The organism is Pseudooceanicola batsensis HTCC2597, from assembly GCF_000152725.1.
GTDB classification, from domain to species: Bacteria; Pseudomonadota; Alphaproteobacteria; order Rhodobacterales; family Rhodobacteraceae; genus Pseudooceanicola; species Pseudooceanicola batsensis.
Genome location: NZ_CH724131.1, coordinates 1,467,581 through 1,491,162 on the forward strand (window position 1 = coordinate 1,467,581; position 23,582 = coordinate 1,491,162).

Annotated in this window: 23 protein-coding genes and 1 riboswitch; of the genes, 6 read left to right on the plus strand and 17 right to left on the minus strand. The window is 67.6% G+C overall.

Annotation, left to right across the window (positions count from 1 at the left end; all coding sequences use genetic code 11):
* Nucleotides 1–115 precede the first annotated feature (115 nt).
* The 3 genes from OB2597_RS10970 to OB2597_RS10980 form a co-directional block, all read right to left on the minus strand.
* A complete protein-coding gene (locus OB2597_RS10970; RefSeq protein ID WP_009805629.1) occupies nt 116–982 on the minus strand; it encodes a DUF1206 domain-containing protein in 867 nt (288 codons plus the stop codon).
* A gap of 81 nt (nt 983–1,063) precedes the next feature.
* A complete protein-coding gene (locus OB2597_RS10975) occupies nt 1,064–1,576 on the minus strand; it encodes a DUF6446 family protein (RefSeq protein WP_040609270.1) in 513 nt (170 codons plus the stop codon).
* Nucleotides 1,576–2,520 (minus strand): glycine--tRNA ligase subunit alpha, encoded by a 945-nt coding sequence (locus tag OB2597_RS10980; RefSeq protein WP_009805631.1) that lies wholly within the window; start codon nt 2,518–2,520, stop codon nt 1,576–1,578. Before OB2597_RS10980 ends, OB2597_RS10975 begins: the two co-directional genes overlap by 1 nt.
* A gap of 152 nt (nt 2,521–2,672) precedes the next feature.
* Here OB2597_RS10980 and OB2597_RS10985 point away from each other — a divergent pair, with 152 nt between their 5' ends.
* A complete protein-coding gene (locus OB2597_RS10985; RefSeq protein WP_009805632.1) occupies nt 2,673–4,484 on the plus strand; it encodes a trypsin-like peptidase domain-containing protein in 1,812 nt (603 codons plus the stop codon).
* Here OB2597_RS10985 and OB2597_RS10990 read toward each other — a convergent pair.
* From OB2597_RS10990 to OB2597_RS11050, 13 genes are all read right to left on the minus strand, one after another.
* Entirely contained in the window at nt 4,468–5,097 is a 630-nt protein-coding gene (locus tag OB2597_RS10990; protein WP_009805633.1) for a class I SAM-dependent methyltransferase, read from the minus strand. The two genes, OB2597_RS10985 and OB2597_RS10990, sit on opposite strands and share 17 nt — an antisense overlap.
* On the minus strand, nt 5,094–6,578 hold the full coding sequence (locus OB2597_RS10995) for a TrkH family potassium uptake protein (protein ID WP_009805634.1): 1,485 nt from the start codon (nt 6,576–6,578) through the stop codon (nt 5,094–5,096). The genes OB2597_RS10990 and OB2597_RS10995 overlap by 4 nt, the downstream gene beginning before the upstream one ends.
* A 101-nt stretch (nt 6,579–6,679) precedes the next feature.
* Nucleotides 6,680–7,318 carry an urease accessory protein UreG gene (gene ureG / locus OB2597_RS11000; RefSeq protein WP_009805635.1) on the minus strand — a complete coding sequence of 213 codons (639 nt, stop codon included), beginning with the start codon at nt 7,316–7,318 and terminating at the stop codon, nt 6,680–6,682.
* Nucleotides 7,319–7,389: 71 nt separating this feature from the next.
* Nucleotides 7,390–8,037, minus strand: a complete 648-nt coding sequence (locus tag OB2597_RS11005) for an urease accessory protein UreF (RefSeq protein WP_009805636.1) — start codon at nt 8,035–8,037, stop codon at nt 7,390–7,392.
* Nucleotides 8,024–8,554: an urease accessory protein UreE gene (locus OB2597_RS11010; protein ID WP_009805637.1), complete on the minus strand. Its 531-nt coding sequence runs from the start codon at nt 8,552–8,554 to the stop codon at nt 8,024–8,026. Before OB2597_RS11010 ends, OB2597_RS11005 begins: the two co-directional genes overlap by 14 nt.
* A 34-nt stretch (nt 8,555–8,588) precedes the next feature.
* Nucleotides 8,589–8,717, minus strand: a complete 129-nt coding sequence (locus OB2597_RS22655) for a hypothetical protein (RefSeq protein WP_274377788.1) — start codon at nt 8,715–8,717, stop codon at nt 8,589–8,591.
* Nucleotides 8,718–8,970: 253 nt separating this feature from the next.
* A complete protein-coding gene (gene ureC / locus OB2597_RS11020; protein ID WP_009805639.1) occupies nt 8,971–10,680 on the minus strand; it encodes an urease subunit alpha in 1,710 nt (569 codons plus the stop codon).
* Between the two features lie 131 nt (nt 10,681–10,811).
* Complete coding sequence (locus tag OB2597_RS11025) at nt 10,812–11,117, minus strand: hypothetical protein (protein ID WP_009805640.1); 306 nt, start codon at nt 11,115–11,117, stop codon at nt 10,812–10,814.
* Between the two features lie 214 nt (nt 11,118–11,331).
* Nucleotides 11,332–11,637, minus strand: coding sequence for an urease subunit beta (locus tag OB2597_RS11030; protein WP_009805641.1), 306 nt, complete (start codon nt 11,635–11,637; stop codon nt 11,332–11,334).
* A gap of 140 nt (nt 11,638–11,777) precedes the next feature.
* Nucleotides 11,778–12,080: an urease subunit gamma gene (locus tag OB2597_RS11035; RefSeq protein ID WP_009805643.1), complete on the minus strand. Its 303-nt coding sequence runs from the start codon at nt 12,078–12,080 to the stop codon at nt 11,778–11,780.
* A 1-nt stretch (nt 12,081) separates the two neighbouring features.
* Complete coding sequence (locus OB2597_RS11040; protein WP_009805644.1) at nt 12,082–12,837, minus strand: urease accessory protein UreD; 756 nt, start codon at nt 12,835–12,837, stop codon at nt 12,082–12,084.
* A 220-nt stretch (nt 12,838–13,057) separates the two neighbouring features.
* Nucleotides 13,058–14,149 (minus strand): GTP cyclohydrolase FolE2, encoded by a 1,092-nt coding sequence (gene folE2, locus OB2597_RS11045; RefSeq protein ID WP_009805645.1) that lies wholly within the window; start codon nt 14,147–14,149, stop codon nt 13,058–13,060.
* 106 nt (nt 14,150–14,255) lie between these two features.
* Nucleotides 14,256–15,434 carry a trans-sulfuration enzyme family protein gene (locus OB2597_RS11050; RefSeq protein ID WP_009805646.1) on the minus strand — a complete coding sequence of 393 codons (1,179 nt, stop codon included), beginning with the start codon at nt 15,432–15,434 and terminating at the stop codon, nt 14,256–14,258.
* A 72-nt stretch (nt 15,435–15,506) separates the two neighbouring features.
* Nucleotides 15,507–15,583: riboswitch (SAM riboswitch) on the minus strand.
* Between the two features lie 113 nt (nt 15,584–15,696).
* Here OB2597_RS11050 and OB2597_RS11055 point away from each other — a divergent pair.
* The gene (locus OB2597_RS11055; RefSeq protein ID WP_009805647.1) at nt 15,697–16,623 is read left to right on the plus strand and encodes an alpha/beta hydrolase; all 927 of its coding nucleotides are present in this window, start codon (nt 15,697–15,699) and stop codon (nt 16,621–16,623) included.
* Between the two features lie 91 nt (nt 16,624–16,714).
* Here OB2597_RS11055 and OB2597_RS11060 read toward each other — a convergent pair whose 3' ends face one another.
* Nucleotides 16,715–17,305 (minus strand): GcrA family cell cycle regulator, encoded by a 591-nt coding sequence (locus OB2597_RS11060; RefSeq protein ID WP_009805648.1) that lies wholly within the window; start codon nt 17,303–17,305, stop codon nt 16,715–16,717.
* 242 nt (nt 17,306–17,547) lie between these two features.
* Between OB2597_RS11060 and carB the strand changes: the two genes are divergently transcribed.
* The 4 genes from carB (at nt 17,548) to OB2597_RS11080 (ending at nt 23,564) form a co-directional block, all read left to right on the plus strand.
* The gene (gene carB / locus OB2597_RS11065; RefSeq protein WP_009805649.1) at nt 17,548–20,826 is read left to right on the plus strand and encodes a carbamoyl-phosphate synthase large subunit; all 3,279 of its coding nucleotides are present in this window, start codon (nt 17,548–17,550) and stop codon (nt 20,824–20,826) included.
* A 156-nt stretch (nt 20,827–20,982) separates the two neighbouring features.
* On the plus strand, nt 20,983–21,762 hold the full coding sequence (locus OB2597_RS11070; RefSeq protein ID WP_009805650.1) for a VPLPA-CTERM sorting domain-containing protein: 780 nt from the start codon (nt 20,983–20,985) through the stop codon (nt 21,760–21,762).
* Nucleotides 21,763–21,926: 164 nt separating this feature from the next.
* Nucleotides 21,927–22,526, plus strand: coding sequence for a thymidine kinase (locus OB2597_RS11075; RefSeq protein ID WP_009805651.1), 600 nt, complete (start codon nt 21,927–21,929; stop codon nt 22,524–22,526).
* A gap of 75 nt (nt 22,527–22,601) precedes the next feature.
* The gene (locus OB2597_RS11080; protein ID WP_009805652.1) at nt 22,602–23,564 is read left to right on the plus strand and encodes a zinc-binding metallopeptidase family protein; all 963 of its coding nucleotides are present in this window, start codon (nt 22,602–22,604) and stop codon (nt 23,562–23,564) included.
* The last annotated feature ends 18 nt before the right edge of the window (nt 23,565–23,582 follow it).

The following is a 23,582-nucleotide window of genomic DNA, read 5'->3' on the forward strand; positions in this document are numbered from 1 at the left end:
GCATCGGGGATGCGGCGGGTCCGTGCTCCGCCCATCCGTCGGAGGGTGGATAGCGGGAGACGCGCACAGGGTCCAGCGGATATGCGCCCGCACCGGAGCGGTGCGGGCGGGAATGTCAGGCCGTGGCCTGGCGCGCCTTCTGTTCGGCCTTTGCCTTGGCCCGCGTGGCCAGCGACGAGATGTCGTCGCCTGCCAGCCGCGGGATGATCCTGTAGCAGGCCTCGACGAAGCAGTAGATGGCGAACCCGACGGTACCCAGCCCCAGCAGACCCAGCAGGATCCGGCCGAAGGGCTGTTCACGTACCACCTGGAATGCCTTGCCGATGCCGCCGGCCTCGCCCGGATCGGTGGTCTGCCCCGCATAGAGAAGAAAGCCGCCGATCAGCGCGATGACGATGCCATGCGCGACCAGACCGGCCTTCAGCGCCGGATCCAGCCGTTCCGTCACCCGCGTCAGGCGAATGTGTTCCTTGTACTTTTCGGCGATGCCCTTGTAGCCGTAGTAGATCCCGGCGCCGATCACGACGAGGCCGATCCCCATGACGATGATCTTGCCGTATTCCATCGCGAGCAGCCTGGAGGTCAGGCTCTGCGGTGCCGATCCGTCCTGGCCGCCGCCCGACCCCAGTGCGAGACGCAGGACCGAGATGCCGAGCCCGAGATGGATCAACCCCGTGACCGCCTGCCCGGTACGCGCGATGAACGCCTTGAACCCGCTGCCCTGATCCTCGAGATCATACCAGGCGCAGATCAGGCGCCAGACCGAGTAGGCCAGCAGGCCGATCCCGATAGCGATCAGCGCAGTCAGCCCCAGCGGCTCGTCCCGCAGCTGCGCCAGCGCGCCCTTGGTGCCCTCGGCCTGGCCGCCGGTCCAGGCGGCGAGCACGGCCAGCCCGCCGATCATCAGATAGGTCACGCCGCGCGCGGCATAGCCGATCCGCATGACGGGCTTGACCCATTTCGGTGCAGCTTCCTGTGGCATGATGCGCCCTCCGTTCGAGGATCAACAGAGGGCGGGCACGGTGGTTCCCCGGTGACCGGATTGCGGCGGGCGGAATTGTCGTCAGGCAGGTGGTTCCGGGCACCCCTCGGGGGCGGGCCGGCCGTCAAAGACGACCTCGCCGCAGCGATTGATCTGGTGCCAGACGAACCCGCGCCCGTCCGGCAGCACCGCCGCCACGCGGTCGATCCCGTATTCCACGTTCTCGACCGAGAGGAAGGCCCGCGCCTCGCCCGCCTCGAGCGCCTCTCCGATCTCGCGGGCGTCGAAACAGTCGAACCATCCCGGCGCCTGAAGCGGCTCGGCCTGCGGATAGCGCACGTAGTCGGCGCTCAGCGCGTCGAGCGACCGGTCGGTCACGAAACACGCCCGGTAGCGGATGGGGGACGATGAGGCGTCGATCCCTTCGAACGCGCGATGCGGCAGACGCTCCTCTTCGCCCGCCGAGGTGGTCAGGACGACATCCGCGCCGGTGGCCTCGACCGTCTCGTAGAACCCGTAGACCTGGGTATAGTAGACGCCCGCCCCGGCCGCGATGGCGCAAACCACGATCAGCGCGGCGAGGAACTTGCCCATCAGGCCGGCACCTCGTCCGGCACCCATCCACCGGCCTCGGTCTGCACGAACGCATCCGCGCATTTCCGCGCGAGCGCCCGCACCCGCCCGATATAGGCCTGCCGCTCGGTGACCGAGATCACCCCGCGCGCATCCAGCAGGTTGAAGAGATGCGAGGCCTTGATGCACTGGTCATAGGCCGGATGGGCCATGACGATGCGCTTGCCGGTCTTCGGATCGACCGCCTCCTGCGACAGGATGGCGTTGCATTCGGCCTCGGCCTCTTCGAAATGCTTGAGCAGCATGTCGGTGTCGGCCACATCGAAGTTCCAGCGCGAATACTCCTGCTCGGTCTGGCGGAAAACGTCGCCATAGCTCAGCGCGATCGGCGCCTGCGGATCGTTGAAGGGCATGTCCATCACGTGGTCGATCCCCAGGACGTACATCGCCAGCCGTTCCAGCCCGTAGGTCAACTCGCCCGAGACCGGGTGGCAGTCATGCCCGCCGACCTGCTGGAAATAGGTGAACTGCGAGACCTCCATCCCGTCGCACCAGACCTCCCAGCCCAGCCCCCAGGCGCCGAGCGTGGGGCTTTCCCAGTCGTCCTCGACAAAGCGGATGTCGTGCATCTCCATGTCGATGCCGATGGCCTCGAGCGAGCCGAGGTAGAGATCCTGCAGGTCGGGCGGCGACGGTTTGATCAGCACCTGGTACTGGTAATAATGCTGCAACCGGTTGGGATTTTCCCCGTAGCGCCCGTCGGTCGGCCGGCGCGAGGGCTGCACATAGGCCGCAGCCCAGGGCCGCGACCCCAGCGAACGCAGCGTCGTCGCCGGGTGGAACGTCCCCGCGCCGACCTCCATGTCGTAGGGCTGCATGATGGCGCAGCCCCTGGACGCCCAGTAGGTCTGAAGCCTCAGGATGATCTCCTGGAAGGAACGGGGGGTCTCGGCGGTGCGGGCCATGATGCGTCCTCTGTCCGGTCGGCGCTGTTTTCCTAAGGTCGCGCCCCGGCGGGGTCAATTGGCCCGGGACGCATTATTTGGGTGCATGGCCCGGGGGATTTGCTAAAAGTTTCCCACGACAAATCACAAAAACACTGGGCAGAGGCTTCCGCATGTTCCGTCACTTCCTCCGACTAGCGTCCGCGCTGATCGTCGCGTTGCACGTTCAGGCCGTTTCGGTCCGTGCGCAATCGGATGACCTCGTCTGGGTCCAGATCGAGGCGCAGCCGTCGATCGCCCTGGCCGAGGATGCGATCCGCGGCTATGCCGACCGCCTTCAGGACGTGAACGGCTTTGCCCTCGGCGGCGGCTGGTACGGCATCGCCCTCGGGCCCTACACCCGCGAGGATGCGACCCGCGTCCTGCAGGTCCTGCGCGCCGAGGGCGCGATCCCCCGCGACAGCTACATCGCCTTTTCCAGCGCCTTCCGGCAGCAGTTCTGGCCGCGTGGCGCGAACAGTCTGGATCAGGCGGCCGCGGCGGCGCCGCAGGCCACGGACGATGCGGCACCGGCAGATGCGGCACCGGCGGACCGGGCCTCCGAACAGGTCGCGGAGACCCGGCCGGAGCCCGCCCCCGCTCCGGAACCCGAGCCCGTTCCGGACGAGACACCCGCCGAGGCCCGCCGGAGCGAGGCCCTGCTCAGCCGCGACGAACGCATGGAGCTTCAGGTCGCGCTGAAATGGGCGGGCTATTACAACAGCGCCATCGACGGCGCCTTCGGACGCGGCACCCGCGGCTCCATGGCCGCCTGGCAGGAGAACAACGGATACGACCGCACCGGCGTGCTGACCACCCGGCAGCGGGCCGCCCTGATGCGGCAGTACAACGCCGTGCTTGAGGGGCTCGACCTGCGCCGCGTCACCGACGATACGGCCGGCATCCGCATGCTCATCCCCACAGGCGTCGTGGCCTTCGACCGCTACGAAGCCCCCTTCGCGCATTACAACCCGACCGGCGACATCGACGCCCGGGTGATCCTGATCTCGCAGCAGGGGGACCAGAAGACGCTCTTCGGTCTCTACGACATCCTGCAGACCCTCGCCATCGTCCCCGAGGACGGCCCGCGCGAGCGCCGGAGCGACGGCTTCACCATCGTCGGCGAGAATGCCCGGATCGTGTCGCATACCGAGGTGACGCTGCGCGACGGGCGGATCAAGGGCTGGACGCTGGTCTGGCCCTCGGGCGACGAGGAACGGCGCAGCAGGCTGCTGGGCGAAATGCAGAAGAGTTTCGAGCGGATCGAGGGCGTGGTGATGCCCTCGGCCATGGGGGCGGACGAGAGCCAGAGCATCGACCTGCTCTCGGGTCTGGAAATTCGCAAGCCGGTCCTGTCGCGCTCGGGGTTCTACGTCAACGACCGCGGCTATGCCCTGACCGTGGCCGAGGCCGTCGGCAGCTGTGGCCGGATCACGCTGGACAACAAGGTCGATGCCGAGGTCGTTGCCCGTGACGACACGGCCGGCGTCGCCCTGCTGAAGCCGACCGAGGGTATCGCGCCACTGGGGTACGCCCGCTTCTCGACCGCCATCCCGCGCCTGCAAAGCGAGGTGGCGGTCGCCGGCTACCCCTACGAGGGCCGGCTGGCCGCGCCGACCCTGAACTTCGGCAAGGTCGAGGAATTGCAGGGCCTGGCCGGCGAGGACTGGATCGAGCGCCTGTCCCTCTCCGCCCTGCCCGGCGATGCGGGCGGCCCGGTCATCGATGAAAGCGGCGCCGTCATCGGCATGTTGATGCCCGCCGGAAAGGCGGGGCGCCAGCTCCCGCCGGAGGTGAGCTTTGCCGTCGACGGACAGGTTCTGGTCGGCGTCTTGGGCGAGGCCGGTCTCTCGGCCGTGGCGGCGGACACCGATCGCGCGATGGCCCCCGAGGACATCACCCGCGTCGGCATGGCGATGACCGCGCTGGTCAGCTGCTGGGAATAGCCGCCTTCCGGCCCAGCAGCACCGTCGCGCCGTCGCAGCCGGGATCGGCGCGCACGAACCGGGCTATGCGGATCCCCTGCCCGGCCAGGATTTCGCCGTACTCGGCCTCGGACAGGCTCGCATGGTAGACCGGATCGTCCCCGACCCGGCCCGCGACCTCCCCCGCCTCGGGCCCCACGGTCAGCATCAAGGCACCGCCGGGACGCAAATGGGCGGCGATTGCCGGCAGGGCCTCGCGCTGCTCCTTTGCCGTCAGGTGGAAAAAGCTGTGCCAGCCGAGGATCCCGTCGAAGGTCTCGCCCAGGTCGAGGCCCCGCATGTCACCCTCGATCCAGCGGCAGGCCGGCCACCGGCGCCGCGCGAGGGCGAGCATCGCCGGGGCGATGTCCAGGCCGGTGACCGCGAAACCCGCGCCGATCAGCCAGGCCGCGACCGGCTCTCCCGCGCCGCATCCCAGATCCAGTACCGGTGCGCCGGCGGGCAGACCCTCGGTGAACTCGGAGAGCCAGGCGCTCTCGATCCCCGTCCGCAAGCGCTCGGCATCGAACCGGGCCGCGTTGCGCTCGTAGATCTCCCGCGTGCGCCGCGCGAGAGGCGCGAGGTCGCGGGTCATGCCCGCCAGAACTGCACGGTCAGCATGGCGTAGACCGCCAGCAGTTCGAGCCGCCCGCAGAGCATGCCGATGCTCAGCATCCACTTGGCGGTGTCGTTGAGCGGGCCGTAGTTTCCCGCAGGCCCGATGATCTCGCCCAGACCGGGACCGATATTCGCGATGGCCGCCGCCGCCCCGCTGATCGAGGTGGTGAAGTCGAGCCCCGTCAGAGCCAGCCCGACCGCCAGCAGCCCCACGGAGACCACGAAGAAGACGAAGAAGGACATGACCGAGCTCATCACGTCGCCCGAGATCGGCCGCCCGTCGAACTTGGGAGAAAAGCGTCCGTGCGGCAGGTGCACCCGCTTGATCTGCGTGCGGATCGCGGCAAAGAGGATCTGGTAGCGGAAGATCTTGACCGAACACGAGGTCGATCCCGCACAGCCGCCCACCAGCCCCACGAAGAAGAATATGGTGATCAGGAAGGACCCCCAGCCCATGTAGTTGGCCGACGCGTAGCCGGTACCCGACATGATCGAGGTGATGTTGAACAGCGCCTCGCGCAGGGAGGTTTCCCAGTGCCGCGGAAAGATGTGCAGCAGCCCGAGGAACGTGACCCCGACGAAGACCAGGATGGTCAGCATGAAGGCCCGCACCTGGCTGTCCTTGAAAAGCGCGGTGCGGTTGCCGTTGAGCAGCTGGACGTAGCGGACGAATGGCAGCGCCGCGAGGATCATGAAGACCGAGGCGGCATATTCCATCGGTCCGGCATAGGCCCCGAACGAGGCGTCGCGCGTGGAAAAGCCGCCGGTCGAGACCGTGGTCAGCGCATGGACCGTGGCGTCGAATGCCCCCATCCCGAGGAACAGGTAGGTGAAGGCGCAGACCACGGTCAGCGCCACGTAGACCACCGATATCTGCGCGGCGATCGTCGTGGCGCGGGGCAGGATCTTTCCCATGGTGTCGAAGGCCTCGGACCGGAAGATCTGCATCCCGCCGACCCTGAGTTCCGGCAGGAAGACCATGGCCACGACGATGATGCCGACCCCGCCCAGCCATTGCAGGATGCCGCGCCAGAGCAGCAGCCCGCGCGCCATCGTGTCGAGCCCCGAGAACACGGTCGCCCCGGTCGTCGTCAGCCCGGACATCGCTTCGAAGAAGGCGTCGGTAAAGCTGGCCTGGGTCTCGCCCAGCATGAAGGGCAGCGCCCCGAAAAGCGGCAGCGCCGCCCAGACCCCGGTGGTCAGCAGAAAGGTCTGCTGCAGGGTCAGCCCCTCCTGCGTGCCGTTCTGGCAGGCCAGCGCCGTCAGGCCGCCGATGGCGAAGGTCAGCACGGCGCTTTCCGCGAAGGCCGGCCAGTGGCCGCGGCCCTCGGCGATGTCCACCGCAAGCGGGATGAGCATGGTCAGGCCCAGACAGGCCACCAGCAGGCCGATCACGTAGCCGACCGGGCGCAGATCGATGCCGTCGCGATGTCTGGCGCGGGGGGCGAGCGTGCTCAAGCCGTGTCAGCCCGGATTGGGGCCTCCTGCGAGGCGGTTGAGGTCGGACCGGGGGCTGTCTGCCCCCGGACCCCCGAGGATATTTGCATCAAGAAGAAATGTCAGGTGGTTTCTGCGACGGCGCCTATCCCGAGGCCGCCGATCCCGGCGAGCAGGTCGAGCACCCTGTCGAGCCCCTGCCCCCTCTTGAGGTCGGTAAAGACGAAGGGACGCGGGCCGCGCTGCGCGGCGGCGTCGCGCTCCATCACCGCGAGATCGGCGCCGACATGGGGCGCGAGATCGATCTTGTTGATCACCAGAACGTCCGACCGGGTGATCGCGGGCCCGCCCTTGCGGGGGATCTCCTCGCCCGCGGCGACGTCGATCACGTAGATCGTCATGTCCACGAGTTCGGGCGAGAAGGTCGCGGAAAGGTTGTCGCCGCCCGATTCGACGAGGATCAGATCGAGATCGGGGAAGGCCCGGTTGAGATCCGCGATGGCGGCGAGGTTGATCGAGGCATCCTCGCGGATGGCGGTATGCGGGCAACCCCCGGTTTCCACGCCGCGAATCCGGTCCGAGGGCAGCGCCTGCATGCGGACCAGCGCCTCGGCGTCTTCCTGCGTGTAGATGTCGTTGGTGACGACGGCGAGCGACAGCCGGTCGCGCAGCGCCCGGCAAATGGCGGCGGTCAGGGTCGTCTTGCCGGCGCCGACCGGGCCGCCGAGACCGACGCGAAGGGGACCGTGGGGGGAAGGCATGCGCTTGCTCCTGCTCTGGGGACCGGGGGAATGTGACGGCATTCGGACGACCGTGGCAAGTACCGGCGCCTTCAGCTCTGGAAGAGACGCGTCGGCAGGGTTTCGTGCGCCATCGACGCCAGGTCGACCCGTAGCGCCGCACTGCCGATCCGGTCGGTATCGCCGGGTTCGGCGCGTTCGGCCATCCCGCGGATCAGCGGCGCAAGGCCGAGCGTGATGCGCTGCCCGTCGGTCTGCCCGAGCGGCACCAGCCGCACCGCGGCCGAGACGAGGTTGGCGACGAAGGCCTGCAGGAAGAGCGAGAGCACCAGCGGCAGGGGCGCCCCGGCCAGCCGGGCGGCGCGCCCGAAGGCGACAGGATAGGGCGCGTCGGGAAGGTCGAAATGGTGCAACTCCCGGACCGCGCGGGCGAAGGCGGCCCCCATGCCCCGGGTCTCGGCCAGCCGCTCGGCGCCGGGCGACAGGGCGCAGGCCAGTTCGGCGAGCGCGGCGAGGTCCGCCGGGCCGGTGCTGCGCCAGGCGGCGGCGACAAGGACGGCATCGGAGCGGCCGGACCCGTGTTCCAGCGCCGTCGCGATCCAGTCCTGCGCGCTCTCCCTGTCGCGGATGTCTCCCTGCGCCATTGCCGCCTCGATCCCATGGGACCAGGCGAAGGCGCCGACCGGGAAGGCAGGGCTGAGCCACTGATGCAGCAGGAGCACGGGATCAGGGGGCGTCATCGGCGGTACCCGCGACATTCCGGCCGTCATGGCCGTTGCCCCCGTGGACATGACCATGGCCGTGATCGTGTCCGTGCGTGCGCCCGAACCCGTAGGCGCCGCCTTCGGGCGTGAAGGGCTCCGTCACCTCGGAGAGGCGGGCCCCCAGCCGCGCAAGCATGTCGGCCATCACCCTGTCGCGCTGGATCAGCAGGCGGTCAGCTTCGATCTGGCAGGGCGTGTGGCGGTTGCCGATATGCCAGGCGAGACGGATGAGATCGGGGCCGCGGACTTCCTGCAGCGCCTCTTCGGCGGCGATGACCTCGATCAGGGTCTCATCGCCGAGAACGAAACAGTCCCCCTCATCGAGGGAGATCGTTTCCGGAAGATCGACGAGGAACGTCCGGTCGCCGAGGGTTCGCAGCACCTTGCGGCGCAGAAACCTCCCCTCGTAATCGAGACGGACCCGGTCGGTCGCCTCCCTGTCGCTCCGCGCAAAGGCGCGCAGCACCGTCGTGGCCGTCGCGGAGGGGGTCATGCGACCGCCCTTCCGCGTACGGGCCGCGCCGGGATCAGACGTAGAAGAGATCCCGGAAGACGTAGGCCGGAATGCCGTCGCGGGTGATGCCCAGCCGGGCCAGTTCCGCATCCGATTTGGCCATCAGCGCCTGAACCTGGTCGGTGCGCGAACGGCGTTCCATATAGGCTGTCATGCTGCGGCCGATGGCACCGAACATGCTCGAAAGGCTGCTGCGGAAACCTGTGTCCGCGATATGTGTCGTAACGTTTGCCATTGGAAACCTCGATCATTGTGCGTTTCGGTTTCCTCCCTTGGCAGCAAGATAGGTCAGCAGGCGCGACCTTACCACGCTCATTCCGGCAACTCCGCCATGCGAATGCTGCAACGCGGCGAGACTGTGGCGCTGAGGGGTGGGCGACGGCCGAAGTCATCCTTCAGAACATGAAATAGCGTTGTGCCATCGGCAGAACCTCGGCCGGTTCGCAGGTTAGCAACTCGCCATCCGCGCGCACCTCGTAGGTTTCGGGATGCACCTCGATCTGCGGTGTCGCGTCGTTCAGCTTGAGATCCTTCTTGCCGATACTGCGCGTATTGAGAACCGCCACCGTCTCCTTGGCGAGGCCGAGCGTATCGCGGACGCCCTCGGCCTGTGCCGCTGCGGAAACGAAGATGACGGCGGACTTCTCGACCGATCGGCCGAAGGCGCCGAACATGGGCCGGCTGTAGACCGGCTGCGGCGTGGGGATCGAGGCGTTGGGATCCCCCATCTGCGCCGCCGCGATCGTGCCGCCGATCAGCACCATCTCGGGCTTGACCCCGAAGAAGGCGGGTGTCCAGAGGACGAGGTCGGCGCGCTTGCCCTCCTCGACCGACCCGATCTCGTGCCCGATGCCATGGGCGATGGCCGGGTTGATCGTGTATTTCGCCACGTAGCGCCGGACGCGGGCATTGTCGTTTTCACCCGTCTCTTCGGGCAACCGGCCGCGCTGCTTCTTCATCTTGTCGGCGGTCTGCCAGGTGCGGATGATCACCTCGCCCACCCGGCCCATGGCCTGGCTGTCCGATGCGATGATCGAAAAGGCGCCCATGTCGTGCAGGATGTCCTCGGCCGCGATGGTCTCGCGCCGGATACGGCTTTCGGCGAAGGCCACATCCTCGGGGATCGACTTGTCGAGGTGATGGCAGACCATGAGCATGTCGAGATGTTCGTCCAGCGTGTTGACCGTGAAGGGGCGGGTCGGGTTGGTCGAGGACGGCAGGACATGCTCTTCGCCGCAGATCCTGATGATGTCGGGCGCGTGGCCGCCCCCTGCCCCTTCGGTGTGGAAGGCGTGGATGGTGCGACCCTTCATCGCCTTCACCGTGTTCTCGACGAAACCGGATTCGTTCAACGTGTCGGTGTGGATCATCACCTGGACGTCATAGTCGTCCGCGACCGAGAGGCAGCAGTCGATGGCGCCGGGCGTCGTCCCCCAGTCTTCGTGCAATTTCAACGAACAGGCGCCCCACTTGACCTGTTCCACCAGCGCGTCGGGAAGCGAGGCATTGCCCTTGCCCGCGAAGGCCAGGTTCATCGGGAAGGCATCCGCCGCCTGCAGCATCCGGCCGATATGCCACGGCCCCGGCGTGCAGGTGGTGGCCAGCGTCCCGTGCGCCGGGCCGGTGCCACCGCCGAGCATGGTGGTCAGGCCGGAATGCAGCGCGTCCTCGATCTGCTGCGGACAGATGAAGTGGATGTGACTGTCGAAACCCCCGGCGGTGAGGATACGGCCCTCTGCCGCGATCGCCTCGGTCCCCGGCCCGACGATGATGTCGACGCCGGGCTGCGTGTCGGGGTTGCCCGCCTTGCCGATCTTGACGATGCGCCCGTCCCTGAGACCCACGTCGGCCTTGTAGATCCCCGTCCAGTCGAGGATCAGCGCGTTGGTGATCACCGTGTCCACCGCCCCCTCGGCGCGGGTGACCTGGGATTGCCCCATGCCGTCGCGGATGACCTTTCCGCCGCCGAACTTCACCTCTTCGCCATAGGTGGTGAGATCCCGTTCCACCTCGATCACCAGGTCGGTATCGGCCAGCCGGAGGCGGTCGCCGGTGGTCGGGCCGAACATGGCCGCGTAATCGGCGCGGGAAATCTGGGTGGGCATGTGCGGGACCTCCTTCTCGGGCCTCGGAGGCCCGTCCGGTCCGATCCTAACCACCGGTCCGAGCCCGGGGGAAGCCCATAAGCGGCTTCGCCCTCGGGCGGGATCGAGAATGGTCAGGAATGCGGCAGAATTTACCGCCGCCTGCGCCGCGCCGTCAGGCGCCGCCGGTTGGCCCGCGCGCCACTGTGCAGCGGACCGAGCGCCGCGGCGAGCGCGGCCGAGGAACTCGCCCCGCGCGACAGGGCCGTGGCCGCCTGCCACCATGCATCTGTCCAGGCCGGCGTCTTCTCGGCCACCATCCGCTGCGCCTCGCCCGGGGGCAGGGCCCAGGCCCCGGCCAATCCGAAGAGACGGAGCGTCACGACCGTCTGCGCCTCGTACCCCAGCCGGGCCATCGCCCAGCCGAGCTTCATCGTCTCCGTCACGAAATCCGTCATGAATTCTGCCCCGCGTTGTACCTGAACCGGAACGCTGCGCTGCGGCATCGGGTTCCGGCGACGCAGGTGCGAACGACACGGGCGGGTCCGGTCGCGACGACATACTGCGGAGGTTTCCTGCGCCATTCCCGTGGCTTGGTGCAAACCCACGGAAATAATCCGCGACACGGTGCGACGTTCGGCCTTCGCGCGACGCAGACCCGCCGTGGTCCCCTCAGAGGGCGCCCATCACCTGCTGGTTGAACCCGTAGATGGCGCGCGCGCCCGAGACCGGCACCAGCTGGACCTCGCGCCGTTGGCCCGGCTCGAACCGAACGGCCGTTCCTGCGGCAATGTCCAGCCGCATCCCCCGCGCCGCCGCCCGGTCGAAATCGAGCGCGGCGTTGGCCTCGGCAAAGTGATAATGCGAGCCGACCTGAACGGGACGGTCGCCGGTATTGGCCACCATCAGGGTGATCGTCTCGCGACCGGCATTGAGCGTGATGGCCCCGTCGCCCGGGAAGAGCTCGCCCGGGATCATGCGCGGCGGCCCCCGCGGCCGTCGCGGCCGGCGGCCGCGCGAACCGGAACCGGCCTGGGCGGCGGCACGAGACCAAGGGCCTGTGCGATTTTCTCGATCAATTGCTGCATCCTGATGTCCTTCCTTCCATGCGGGCCGCGTCAGCGGATCGGGTTGTGGACGGTGACGAGCTTGGTCCCGTCGGGGAACGTCGCCTCGACCTGGACCTCGTGGATCATCTCGGGGATCCCGTCCATGCACTGATCTGCCGAAATCACGCGGGCACCTTCCTGCATCAGGGCGGCGACGGACTTTCCGTCGCGGGCGCCTTCGACAACGGCATCGGTGATCAACGCGATGGCCTCGGGATGGTTCAGTTTCACGCCCCGCTCCAGGCGCTTTCGTGCCACTTCCGCAGCCATCGAGACCAGCAGTTTGTCCTTTTCGCGAGGTGTCAGTTGCATGTCAAAGTGTCCATGTCTTGGGAATGTCGTCGCCCGAAAGGGCCTCGATTGCCGGAATGAGCCTCTGGCGCAGCGCATAGCCGTCGCGGGCCAGAAGACGCGCAAAGAGCACGCCGGGCCGGATCAGGCTCGCCCCACCCGCGTCGCCGAGCACCCCGCGCAGGCGCTCGGTGAACCGCTCGGCATCGGGAGAGACGAGCAGCAGGCTCGCCATCGCGGCGGCCCCGTTCGCCACCCCCGGCCGGTCGAGCAGCGCCCGGACCGCGCCCTCGAGGCGCAGGTTGTCGGCAAAGACCAGCTCGCCTTCGAGAAAGATCCGCCAGCGGTCGGAAAGGTGACCCGTCTCGACCATCTCGCCCATGGCCGTCCGGCCGAAGACCAGCGGCTCGACCGCCAGGAGACGGCCCGTCGTCCGGATCTCGGCCTCGAGCCGCCGGTCCACGGCCGCATGATCGTAGAGGATCGTCTCTTGCGGCAGCCAGTCCAGCCGCCCCCCCTCGCCCACGGTCAGAGAGGTCCGCACCTGCCCGGTCTCTCCGGGCTGCGCCCGGTAGATGCGCTCGGCCGCCTGCGTGGTGACGACCAGATGCGCGCCCGGTTCGGCCGAGGCGCTCAGGTGAAACCGGTCGCCCCCCGTCACGCCGCCGGCGGTGTTGAGCGACACCGCCTGCAACGCCGGGGTGCGGGCCTGCGGGAAAAGCAGCTTCATCGACCCCGCCTGGTGCAGTTCGCCGATGCGCGACCGGGTGCCGCGCAAGCGTGCGGATACCTCCGCCCGCCCCCGAGCACGGGGCTGGCGGCTGCCGGCCGGTGGGGCCATGCGCGTTGCTGTCGGGTCTGCGGTGATCTGTCGTCCCTCCCGTCGGGCCGAGACTAGCGGCTTCGCCCCGGATGGGGAGGGGAAAAGCGCCGGCCGCGCCAATTTCCCGCCCCCCACCGTGTCCTGCCCAAAATACGGGCGGTTCCCCAGGCAGGGGTCAGCGCACGTGGTGCAGGGTCCCGAAAAGCCCGGGGTCGAGGCTCGCCGCCTCGAATGTCGGCCCCTCGGTCAGGATCGACACGGCATCATGGCTGTGCAGGCTTTCCTGATGGCTCGCGACGATGCGGAAATCACCGATACGCTCGTCCTGCTCCAGTTCGGCCGAAAAGAGCCGCGCCGCATCCTCGACGAAGATCGGATTCGCGGCGTTGAGTTCGGCAAAGGCCTGTTCGTCCTCCCGTTTCACCATGACCTGCGTTTCGGTCGGGACGGCGCGCCGCGCCATGTCGATCAGATCCTCGAACCACAGGCGGTCGGTGCCGGCCAGCACGACCGAGATCCGCGCCACCGAGCGCTGCGAGTGCGGGGTGGCAAGCTGCCGCCTCTCGCGCCGGGCATGTTCCGAAAGCTCAAGCGAGCAGGGGCAGGTGGAACTGTAGACATAATCGAGGTGAACGATCCTGAGCCGCTCCCCGCCCCTCTCGACCAGTTCCAGCGCAATGTCGTAATACTGATAGCCGGACAGGCCTGAGCGCAGGGAATCCACCCTGAGAGGGTACGAAAACCGCATCTGGATACGGGCATCCAGCGTGCCGAGGTCGGCCTTGTAGTCGTCCAGCGCCGCCTCGATCACCTCGAAGGAAAAGGTCTTTTCGGCATGGGCATAGAAGGACCGCATGATGCGGCTCATGTTGATGCCCTTCTTGTCCGCTTCGAGGCTGACCGTCCCTGTCACCGCGCTCTCGAGCGAAATCTCTCCGCCGGCGCGCGTCCGGTAGCGGATCGGCAGGCGGAAGTTGGAAATTCCGACGTGCTGGATCGTGCGACGCGACCCGCGGATCAGGCTGGCCGGGCCGTTCTGCAGGTCGGGCAGGCTCGCGCGATAGCCCTCATCCGCGTCGAACCCGGCGGGATAGCGCCGCGACAGCAGAGGATAGCCCTCGTCCGACAGCAGCCTCGCGAGGGCGGGATCGAGGTCGTTGATCTCGGAATCCGACGCCGCCGCGGCCCACTGGCGCAACCGCGACAGGGCGGCCTCGGCTTCATCCCGGTCCGGCAAGGCCTGCATGTCGTTTGGGTGGATGTTCATCAGGTCCCCCTTCTGGTCCCTACCCTTACATATAATCAGTGCGGGCGCGTTTTTCCAATTCCGCCCCGCGACGGCGCGGAAACGGCAGAACAGATGGTTCGGGACCTCAGATCCGATCCAGCGCCTGCATCAGATCCGCGATCAGGTCCTCCGGATCCTCCAGCCCCACCGACAGGCGCACCGCCCCGTCGCTGATGCCGAGCACATCCTTCTGTTCCTGCGGCAGGCGCTGGTGCGTCGTGGTCGCGGGATGGGTGACGATGGACTTGGAATCGGCGAAGTTGTTCGAGATCGTGAACAGCTCGAACGCGTTGAGCATCCGGAAACACTCCGCCTTGCCGCCCTTGACCTCGAAGGCCAGGACCGTCCCTCCCGCCCCGCCCTGGCGCATCGCCACCTCGTGCTGCGGGTGGCTGGGCAGCAGCGGATACCGCACCGCGGAAAGCCGGGGATGCCCCTCAAGCGCCTGCGCGATCCGCAGCGCCCCCGTCGCCTGTGCCTGCACCCGCAGGTCGAGCGTATCGAGCGACTTGAGCTGAACCCACGCCGTGAACGGGTTCATCGCCCCGCCGGTATGTTTCATGTAGGCCTCGATCGGACCGCGGATCAGCTCCTTCGAGCCGCAGATCATGCCGCCCAGCAGGCGGCCCTGCCCGTCCACATGCTTGGTGGTGGAGATCACGCAGAGATCCGCCCCGCAGGCCGCGGAATAGGAATAGACCGGCGTCGCCATCGCATCGTCCACCACCACCAGCGCCCCGACCGCATGGGCGGCCTCGACCACATGGGCCAGGTCCACCACCTCCAGCATCGGGTTCGAGATGCTTTCGAGAAAGACGAGCGTCGTCGCAGGCGTCAGGGCCCGGCTCCAGGCGGCGTTGTCCGTGCCGTCGACCAGTTCCACCTCGACACCGAACCGGGCCAGCACGTCCTCGAGCACGTAGAGACATGACCCGAACAGCGCCCGCGACGCCACGACCCTGTCGCCCGCCTTCAGCAGCGCCGTCAGCGCACCGGTCACCGCGGCCATGCCGCTGGTGCAGGCGAAGCCGTCCTCGTAGCCGACCACGGCCGACAGGCGGTTCTCGAACATGCGCACCGTCGGATTGCCGTAGCGCGCATAGATGAATTCGTCCTCGCCCAGTTCCTTGAACCGGGCCTCGGCGGCCTCGGCGCTGTCATAGACAAAGCCCTGCGTCAGGAAGAGTCCCTCGCTGACCTCGCCATACTGGGACCGTCGGATCCCGCCATGGATCAGGGTGGTGCGTTTGCTCCGATTGCGCATCGTCTTCTCTCCACGCCGACCTCTCGGGGGCGGGTCGGCAAACAAAAACCCCCAGACGCGGCCAAGCGTGGGGGTCCCCGACGACTGGCCTTTTAGCGGAATGTTTCGTGTGGCCCGCAATCCGGCAACAAATCGCCACGCGCGCTGTCTATCGCCGCAATGCAACACCGGTCAAGCGTTACCGTTCTGTCACCCGAGCATCACCCAAATGTCGTGTGTGCGCCCTAAGCCACCCCCAGATGAGCTGTCGGGGACGAGGGCCATGGCCTTGATCAGGATCGATCTGAGGGACGGAGCGCCGGCGCTCCACCGAGCAGATGCGCCGGTGGCTCGGGCCCTGCAGGCCCAGGCGGGCGGCACGGGCCCGGTGATCCTCATGATCCACGGGTTCAAGTTCGCCCCGGGCGAGCCCGGGAATTGCCCGCACGACCACATCCTGTCACTGAAGAGCGACCACACCTGCCGGAAAGCGAAGAGCTGGCCGCGCGCACTCGGCATCGACGGCCGCCACCCCGACCGGCTGGGCATCGCCTTCGGCTGGCCCGCGCGCGGCAGCATATGGCAGGCCTATGCCCGCGCCGAAGCGGCGGGCCGCGCGCTCGCCCGTCTGATCCGCGACATCCGCCGCCACCTCCCCGGCCGTCCCGTCCATGCCATCGCGCATTCCATGGGCGCACGCGTCGTTCTCTCGGCCCTGCACGACCTGCCGCCGGGCGCGCTGAGCCGCGCGATCCTCCTGGCGGGCGCCGAGTACCGCGCCCATGCCGAGGCCGCGATGGCCACGCCCGCCGGCCGTCACCTCGAGGTGATCAACGTCGCCAGCCGGGAAAACCGCCTGTACGAGCGCCTCTTCGAACGGCTGATCCCCGCCCCGCGCCCCGGGGACCGCGTCCTGGGGCATCATGCGCCGGACGCCCCCGGATGGACGACCCTTCCCATCGACGACCCCGAGACGCTGTCGGCGCTCGCCGCGCACGGGTTCCGGATCGCGGTGCGACGGCGGCGGGTCTGCCATTGGTCGACCTACCTCCGGCCCGGTGTCTTCGACCTCTACGCCGCTCTGCTGGCGGAGCCCGACCCGCTGCCGATCGCGGCCCTGCGGTCCATGATCGCGCCACGCACGCCCTGCGCGCGGCCCCGCCCGCCCCTGCTGCCCGCATGGGCATCGACGGGCGTCGGCAATGCCTGAGCCGCCGTCCCGCTTCTTTGGTCCGGAAAGTATCCCGGGGGTGAATTGGCCCGGCACGGGCCAAGAGGGGGCTGGCCCCCTCCCCGGGTCGTCAGCGCCGCCGGTCGCGGCGCGAGGACATCGGCTGGAACGCCACGCCGACATGGGCGTCGCAATAGGGTTTGCCCGCCTGGACCGGCAGACCGCAGAACCAGAACTTCTCGGTCGCCGGATCGCCCACGGGCCATTTGCAGGTCCGCTCGGTCAGTTCCATCAGCGACAGTTTCTTGGCCTTCTTCTCGATCTCGTTGACCTTGGCCAGCGCCTCGGGGCTGATCTCGTTGGCCGAAGGCTGCGGCGGCAGCGGCTGTCCGGCGGGCACGATGGCCTTGCGCGACGGCAGGCCCTGCGGCGCGGCCGAGGTGGTGCGCGGCTCGTCCTCTCCGGCCGCCGCGTCGCCGACCGGCTCGGGCGCGGCCTTCGGGGCCGTCTTGGGCTTGGCCTCCGCCTTGGGCGTCGCGGCCGGCGCGGCGGCCGGGGCCGCCTGCCCCCCGCCCGACCGGTTGGACAGGCCCAGCCGATGCACCTTGCCGATCACGGCGTTGCGGGTCACCCCGCCCAGTTCCTTGGCGATCTGGCTGGCGGACTGGCCTTCGGTCCACATCTTTTTCAACAGCTCGACACGTTCATCGGTCCAGGACATGGACGCCTTCCTTCGTTGTGCAGTGATGTGCCATGACTGGCATCTGAGAACCAAAGGCGGCACGTCCCCGTACCGCCTCTGTCGTTGCGTCTTATTGTAATCACGATGCCCCGAGATACAAGGCGCCGATTCGCCGCGCGGGCGGGCGCGGGGAATTTCCGCCCGGCCACATCCCGCGGGGCCTTGCACCGGGTCCGCGCATGGCTATAACGCGCATCAATTTGCGCCGCCGGGGGACCACCATGCCGAAAAGAACCGACATCAACTCGATCATGATCATCGGTGCCGGTCCCATCGTGATCGGGCAGGCCTGCGAGTTCGACTATTCCGGCGCCCAGGCCTGCAAGGCCCTGCGCGAGGAAGGCTACCGGGTCATCCTGGTCAACTCCAATCCGGCCACGATCATGACCGATCCCGGCCTCGCCGACGCCACCTATATCGAGCCGATCACCCCCGAGGTGGTCGCCAGGATCATCGAGAAGGAGCGCCCCGACGCCCTGCTGCCCACGATGGGCGGCCAGACCGGACTGAACACCTCGCTCGCTCTTGCCGACATGGGCGTTCTGGAAAAGTTCAAGGTGGAGCTGATCGGCGCGAACCGCGAAGCCATTGAAATGGCGGAGGACCGGCGGCTCTTTCGCGAAGCCATGGATCGCATCGGGCTCGAGAACCCCAAGGCGACCATCGTCACCGCCCCGAAAAAGAACGGTCAGTTCGATATCTCCGCCGGCGTCGCCGAGGCGATGAACGCGCTGGAACATATCGGCCTGCCCGCCATCATCCGCCCCGCCTTCACCCTGGGCGGCACCGGCGGCGGCGTCGCCTACAACCGCGACGACTACGAATACTACTGCCGTTCGGGCATGGAAGCCTCGCCCGTCGCGCAGATCCTGGTCGACGAATCCCTCCTCGGCTGGAAGGAATTCGAGATGGAGGTCGTGCGCGACCGCGCCGACAACGCCATCATCGTCTGTTCGATCGAGAACGTGGACCCGATGGGCGTCCACACCGGCGATTCCATCACCGTTGCCCCCGCCTTGACCCTGACGGACAAGGAATACCAGGTGATGCGCAACGGCTCGATCGCCGTGTTGCGCGAGATCGGGGTCGAAACCGGCGGCTCGAACGTCCAGTGGGCCATCAATCCCGAGGACGGCCGCATGGTCGTGATCGAGATGAATCCGCGGGTGTCGCGGTCTTCCGCCCTCGCCTCCAAGGCCACCGGCTTTCCCATCGCCAAGATCGCGGCCAAGCTGGCCGTCGGCTATACCCTGGACGAACTCGACAACGACATCACCAAGGTGACGCCCGCCAGCTTCGAGCCCACCATCGACTATGTCGTCACCAAGATCCCCCGCTTCGCCTTCGAGAAATTCCCCGGCTCCAAGCCGCATCTCACCACCGCAATGAAGTCGGTGGGCGAGGCCATGGCCATCGGCCGGTCCTTCCACGAGTCGCTGCAAAAGGCCCTGGCGTCCATGGAGACCGGCCTGACGGGGCTCGACGATATCGAGATCGAGGGCGCGCCGGACAAGGCCGCGATCATCAAGGCCCTTTCGGAGCAGACGCCCGACCGTATCCGGGTCATCGCCCAGGCCATGCGCCACGGCCTGTCGAACGACGAGATCCACGGCGTGACCTCCTTCGATCCGTGGTTCCTCGACCGCATCCGCGAGATCGTTCGCGCCGAGGCCGAGATCAAGGTCAACGGGTTGCCCGTGACCGAAACGGGCCTGCGCAAATACAAGATGCTGGGCTTCACCGACGCGCGCCTCGCCAAGCTGTCCGCCCGCGACGAGGATCAGGTCCGCCGCGCCCGCCACAACCTCGGCATCACGGCGGTCTTCAAGCGGATCGACACCTGCGCCGCCGAATTCGAGGCGCAGACCCCCTACATGTACTCGACCTACGAGGAACCCATGATGGGCGAGGTCGAGGACGAGGCCCGCCCCAGCGATCGCAAGAAGGTGGTCATCCTCGGCGGCGGACCCAACCGGATCGGCCAGGGGATCGAGTTCGACTATTGCTGCTGCCACGCCTGTTTCGCGCTGACCGAGGCGGGCTACGAGACCATCATGGTCAACTGCAACCCCGAGACCGTCTCGACCGACTACGACACGTCCGACCGGCTGTATTTCGAGCCGCTGACATTCGAGCACGTCATGGAGATCCTGCGTGTCGAACAGTCCAGGGGCACGCTGCACGGCGTCATTGTCCAGTTCGGCGGCCAGACGCCCCTGAAACTGGCCAACGCGCTCGAGGCCGAGGGAATTCCCATCCTCGGCACCACGCCGGACGCCATCGACCTGGCCGAAGACCGCGAACGCTTCCAGGACCTCGTGAACCGGCTGGAGCTGAAACAGCCCCGGAACGGCATCGCCCATTCCGACGCCGAGGCGCTCGAGATCGCCGAGGGCATCGGCTTCCCGCTGGTTATCCGCCCCTCCTACGTGCTGGGCGGCCGCGCGATGGAGATCGTCCGCGACATGGACGGGCTCAAGCGGTACATCCGCGACGCCGTGGTGGTCTCGGGCGACAGCCCTGTCTTGCTCGACAGCTACCTGTCCTCGGCCGTGGAACTGGACGTGGATGCACTCTGCGACGGCACCAACGTCCACGTAGCCGGGATCATGCAGCACATCGAAGAGGCCGGCGTCCACTCGGGCGATTCCGCCTGTTCGCTGCCGCCGCACTCCCTGCCCGGGGACATCATCGACGAGGTCAAGCGCCAGACCGAGGCGCTGGCCCGGGAACTCAACGTCGTGGGGCTGATGAACGTGCAATACGCGGTCAAGGACGGCACGGTCTACCTGATCGAGGTCAACCCCCGCGCCTCCCGCACCGTCCCCTTCGTGGCCAAGGCGGTGAATTCGCCCATCGCCTCGATCGCCGCCCGCGTCATGGCCGGCGAGAGCCTCGAGGGCTTCGCTCTGGTCGATCCCCAGATCGACCGTTTCGCCGTCAAGGAGGCGGTTCTTCCCTTCGCCCGCTTCCCCGGCGTCGATACGCTGCTCGGCCCCGAGATGCGGTCGACAGGAGAAGTCATGGGCTCGGACACCACCTTCGCCCGCGCCTTCCTCAAGGCGCAACTCGGCGCAGGCAACGACCTGCCCGGCAGCGGCAAGGTCTTCATCTCGATCCGCGACGAGGACAAGACCCCCGCGATGCTGGACGCCGCCCGCACCCTGTCGGGCCGGGGGTTCGACCTGATCGCGACCCGCGGGACGGCGAAATGGCTCTCCGCCGCCGGACTGGACTGCGAAACGGTCAACAAGGTCTACGAAGGCCGCCCCAACATCGTCGACCAGCTCAAGGACGGCGGGATTGCCCTGGTGCTCAACACGACCGAGGGTCAGCAGTCGATCGAGGACAGCCGCGAAATCCGCAAGGTCGCGCTCTACGACAAGATCCCCTATTACACGACCGCCGCCGGCGCGCAGGCCGCCGCCCAGGCCATCGCCTCGCGCGAGACGGACAACATGGCCGTGACCTCTCTGCAGGAACTGGCGGCGGGGGCCTGACCCCCGCCGCAGCTGTTCCCCGGCACAGCGGGTATACTGGATTAACTCTTATAGGTTTCCAGTTAGGAGCAGACGGTTTCCGCGACTTTTTTCTAGACTTGCTTCCGCCGCCTTCATAAGCGTCGGGAACTGCTAGATTTTTTCTTGGAGCCATTTATGAAACTTTTCGCACTATGCTGCGCGGCGATTTTGTCCTGCGCAGCCGCCGCTCAGGCAACGACCATCCGCTACACCTACGACACCGAGGCGTCGCGCTCCGGCACGCAGATCTTCAGCTTTCCCTTCGTGTCAGGGCCGACCAACACCTATGCAGGCCTCTACCACGGCGTAACTGCACACGTCTCCGGCACGATCGACATCGACAACAGCGGAGCATCAGACGTCGTCACGGCGTTCGACCTCGAGACACGTCTGCCCCACGGCCTGCCGCAAGGGTATATCGACCTCGCCGGCGTCAACAACTTCGAGGTGCAGGCAAGTCTGGATCTTGCCTTCGGGGACGGCACTGCTGTCACGGTCCTGCCGAACATGATCCATCTGAGAAAGGACTTCGGTTTCGATACGCGGTTCGGCGATCCCTACCTGCTGTTCGGCAGCAGTTATCCGTCGCCGAGCTATGACCGGACGGACGCGACGCTTTATCCGTTCTCGATGAACCTGTCGCTTCAGAAACAGGCGGACGGGAGCTACAACGTGTCCAGCCTGAGGATGACCTGCGAAGAGCGCGATCATCGGGGCAACGTCAACTCCAGCTCGTGCAACGGGTTCTACACCGGCAATTCCGGGACCTGGGACAGCACCGCCGGGGCTGCGGCATCCGCTGCCATTGTGCCGGCGACGACCGACCCCATCACGCCCGCAGTTCCGTTGCCGGCGGGCGGCGTCCTGCTGATCTCGGGCCTGACGGCACTGGCGCTGCGCAAGCGCAAATCCTGATCGACCGTATGGTGCAAGGCCCGGCCGCGCCGCCGGGCCTGTCTTTTGCCAGATGCCGTGTGCCACAGATCGCGACACGGCCGCCCCGCCGCCTCCCGCGACATATCCCGCGACCTGAGCCGGGTCGGACTGGACACCCCCGCCCGTCCCGGCCTAATTCCCCCATGGCCAAGCTCTATTTCCACTACTCCACGATGAACGCGGGCAAGTCGACCGTGCTGCTGCAAGCCTCGCACAACTACGTCGAACGCGGCATGCGGACCTATCTTCTGACGGCGCGGCTCGACACGCGGGCTGGCGAAGGGCGGATCGCAAGCCGCATCGGCATCGGGACCCCCGCCGACACTTTCGCCCCCGAAGACGACCTCTTTGCACGGCTCCGAGAGCGGTTGCAGGAGGGCCCCTGCGCCTGCGTCTTCGTCGACGAGGCGCAGTTCCTCACCCGCGGCCAGGTCTGGCAACTGGCCCGTGCGGTGGACGACCTCAAGGTGCCGATCATGTGCTATGGTCTGCGCGTGGACTTTTTGGGCGAGCTTTTCGAGGGCTCGGCCGCGCTCCTTGCCCTGGCCGATGAAATGCGCGAGGTGCGTACCATCTGCCACTGCGGCAAGAAGGCCACGATGGTCGTCCGCCGGGGCCCCGACGGCAAGGCCCTGCGCGAAGGGGCCCAGGTGCAGGTCGGGGGCAACGAAACCTACGCATCCCTCTGCCGCCGGCACTGGCGCGAAGAGATGGAGGAGCCTCCCGCCGATGCGAACGCCTGAACCGGACGGTTCGCAGGGAACCGTTGGGGGGGGCCGGCGGTTCGCTTTGAGGCGGTCGCAAGGGGGGCCGAGATCATGCAGATATTTCGATGCCCGGCCTGCGAGGGGCGCGTCTACTTTCACAACCTGACCTGTGCCTGCGGCGCCACGCTGATCTTCGACCCCGAGGCGCAGGACATGCGGTCCGGGGACGACTTCTGCAGCAACCGCGCGGATATCGGCTGCAACTGGCAGGCCGAGGCCGAGGCCGAGGGCCTCTGCCGGTCCTGCGCGACGACCGAGACGGTGCCCGACCTGCGCGAGGCCGAGAACCTGCCGCTCTGGCAGCAGAGCGAACTGGCCAAGAGATGGGTGCTGGCCAACCTGGGCCGTTGGGGCTGGTTCGCCAAGGCCGACACCGGGGCACGGCCGACATTCCGCATGCTGTCCGAGAAATCGGCCGGCGGCGAGGCGCATATCGTCATGGGCCACGCCCAGGGCGTCATCACCATCAACGTCACCGAGGCCTCCGAGGCGGTGCGGGCGCAGCGGCAGGAGGAACTGGGCGAACTCTACCGGACGATGACCGGCCACATCCGGCACGAGATCGCGCATTTCCTGTTCCTCCGCCTGTCGGAGGACAGGGGGTTTCTCGAAGGTTTCCGCGAGCTTTTCGGCGACGAGAGCAGGGATTATGCCGCCGCCCTCGCCGCGCACTACGAATCCCCCGGCTCGGCGGGAGAGGATCACATCACGAGCTATGCCACGGCGCACCCCCACGAGGACTGGGCCGAGACCATCGCGCATCTGCTGCATCTCGTGGACCTGGTCGACAGTGCCGCGGCCGCCGAACTGTCGTTGCCGGACGGGCTGACCTCGGGCTACGACGCCTATGCCGATCCGGATACCGAAGCGGTGATCACACGCGCGGTCGATCTCTCGATCGCGGTCAACCACGTGAACCGGGCGCTGGACCTGCCCGATGTCTACCCCTTCGTGCTGCCGGACGGTGTGCGCCGGAAATTCGCCTTCGCCCACGACCACCTGCGCCTGCGCTGACCGGCGCAGCACCGCCCT

Excerpts from the sequence above, each read along its gene's own strand:
- OB2597_RS10970 (WP_009805629.1), bottom strand. The coding sequence starts at position 982 with ATGCCACAGGAAGCTGCACCGAAATGGGTCAAGCCCGTCATGCGGATC.
- OB2597_RS10975 (WP_040609270.1), bottom strand. The coding sequence starts at position 1,576 with ATGGGCAAGTTCCTCGCCGCGCTGATCGTGGTTTGCGCCATCGCGGCC.
- OB2597_RS10980 (WP_009805631.1), bottom strand. The coding sequence starts at position 2,520 with ATGGCCCGCACCGCCGAGACCCCCCGTTCCTTCCAGGAGATCATCCTG.
- OB2597_RS10985 (WP_009805632.1), top strand. The coding sequence starts at position 2,673 with ATGTTCCGTCACTTCCTCCGACTAGCGTCCGCGCTGATCGTCGCGTTG.
- OB2597_RS10990 (WP_009805633.1), bottom strand. The coding sequence starts at position 5,097 with ATGACCCGCGACCTCGCGCCTCTCGCGCGGCGCACGCGGGAGATCTAC.
- ureG (WP_009805635.1), bottom strand. The coding sequence starts at position 7,318 with ATGCCTTCCCCCCACGGTCCCCTTCGCGTCGGTCTCGGCGGCCCGGTC.
- OB2597_RS11005 (WP_009805636.1), bottom strand. The coding sequence starts at position 8,037 with ATGACGCCCCCTGATCCCGTGCTCCTGCTGCATCAGTGGCTCAGCCCT.
- OB2597_RS11010 (WP_009805637.1), bottom strand. The coding sequence starts at position 8,554 with ATGACCCCCTCCGCGACGGCCACGACGGTGCTGCGCGCCTTTGCGCGG.
- OB2597_RS22655 (WP_274377788.1), bottom strand. The coding sequence starts at position 8,717 with ATGGAACGCCGTTCGCGCACCGACCAGGTTCAGGCGCTGATGGCCAAA.
- ureC (WP_009805639.1), bottom strand. The coding sequence starts at position 10,680 with ATGCCCACCCAGATTTCCCGCGCCGATTACGCGGCCATGTTCGGCCCG.
- OB2597_RS11025 (WP_009805640.1), bottom strand. The coding sequence starts at position 11,117 with ATGACGGATTTCGTGACGGAGACGATGAAGCTCGGCTGGGCGATGGCC.
- OB2597_RS11030 (WP_009805641.1), bottom strand. The coding sequence starts at position 11,637 with ATGATCCCGGGCGAGCTCTTCCCGGGCGACGGGGCCATCACGCTCAAT.
- OB2597_RS11035 (WP_009805643.1), bottom strand. The coding sequence starts at position 12,080 with ATGCAACTGACACCTCGCGAAAAGGACAAACTGCTGGTCTCGATGGCT.
- folE2 (WP_009805645.1), bottom strand. The coding sequence starts at position 14,149 with ATGAACATCCACCCAAACGACATGCAGGCCTTGCCGGACCGGGATGAA.
- OB2597_RS11050 (WP_009805646.1), bottom strand. The coding sequence starts at position 15,434 with ATGCGCAATCGGAGCAAACGCACCACCCTGATCCATGGCGGGATCCGA.
- OB2597_RS11055 (WP_009805647.1), top strand. The coding sequence starts at position 15,697 with ATGGCCTTGATCAGGATCGATCTGAGGGACGGAGCGCCGGCGCTCCAC.
- OB2597_RS11060 (WP_009805648.1), bottom strand. The coding sequence starts at position 17,305 with ATGTCCTGGACCGATGAACGTGTCGAGCTGTTGAAAAAGATGTGGACC.
- carB (WP_009805649.1), top strand. The coding sequence starts at position 17,548 with ATGCCGAAAAGAACCGACATCAACTCGATCATGATCATCGGTGCCGGT.
- OB2597_RS11070 (WP_009805650.1), top strand. The coding sequence starts at position 20,983 with ATGAAACTTTTCGCACTATGCTGCGCGGCGATTTTGTCCTGCGCAGCC.
- OB2597_RS11075 (WP_009805651.1), top strand. The coding sequence starts at position 21,927 with ATGGCCAAGCTCTATTTCCACTACTCCACGATGAACGCGGGCAAGTCG.
- OB2597_RS11080 (WP_009805652.1), top strand. The coding sequence starts at position 22,602 with ATGCAGATATTTCGATGCCCGGCCTGCGAGGGGCGCGTCTACTTTCAC.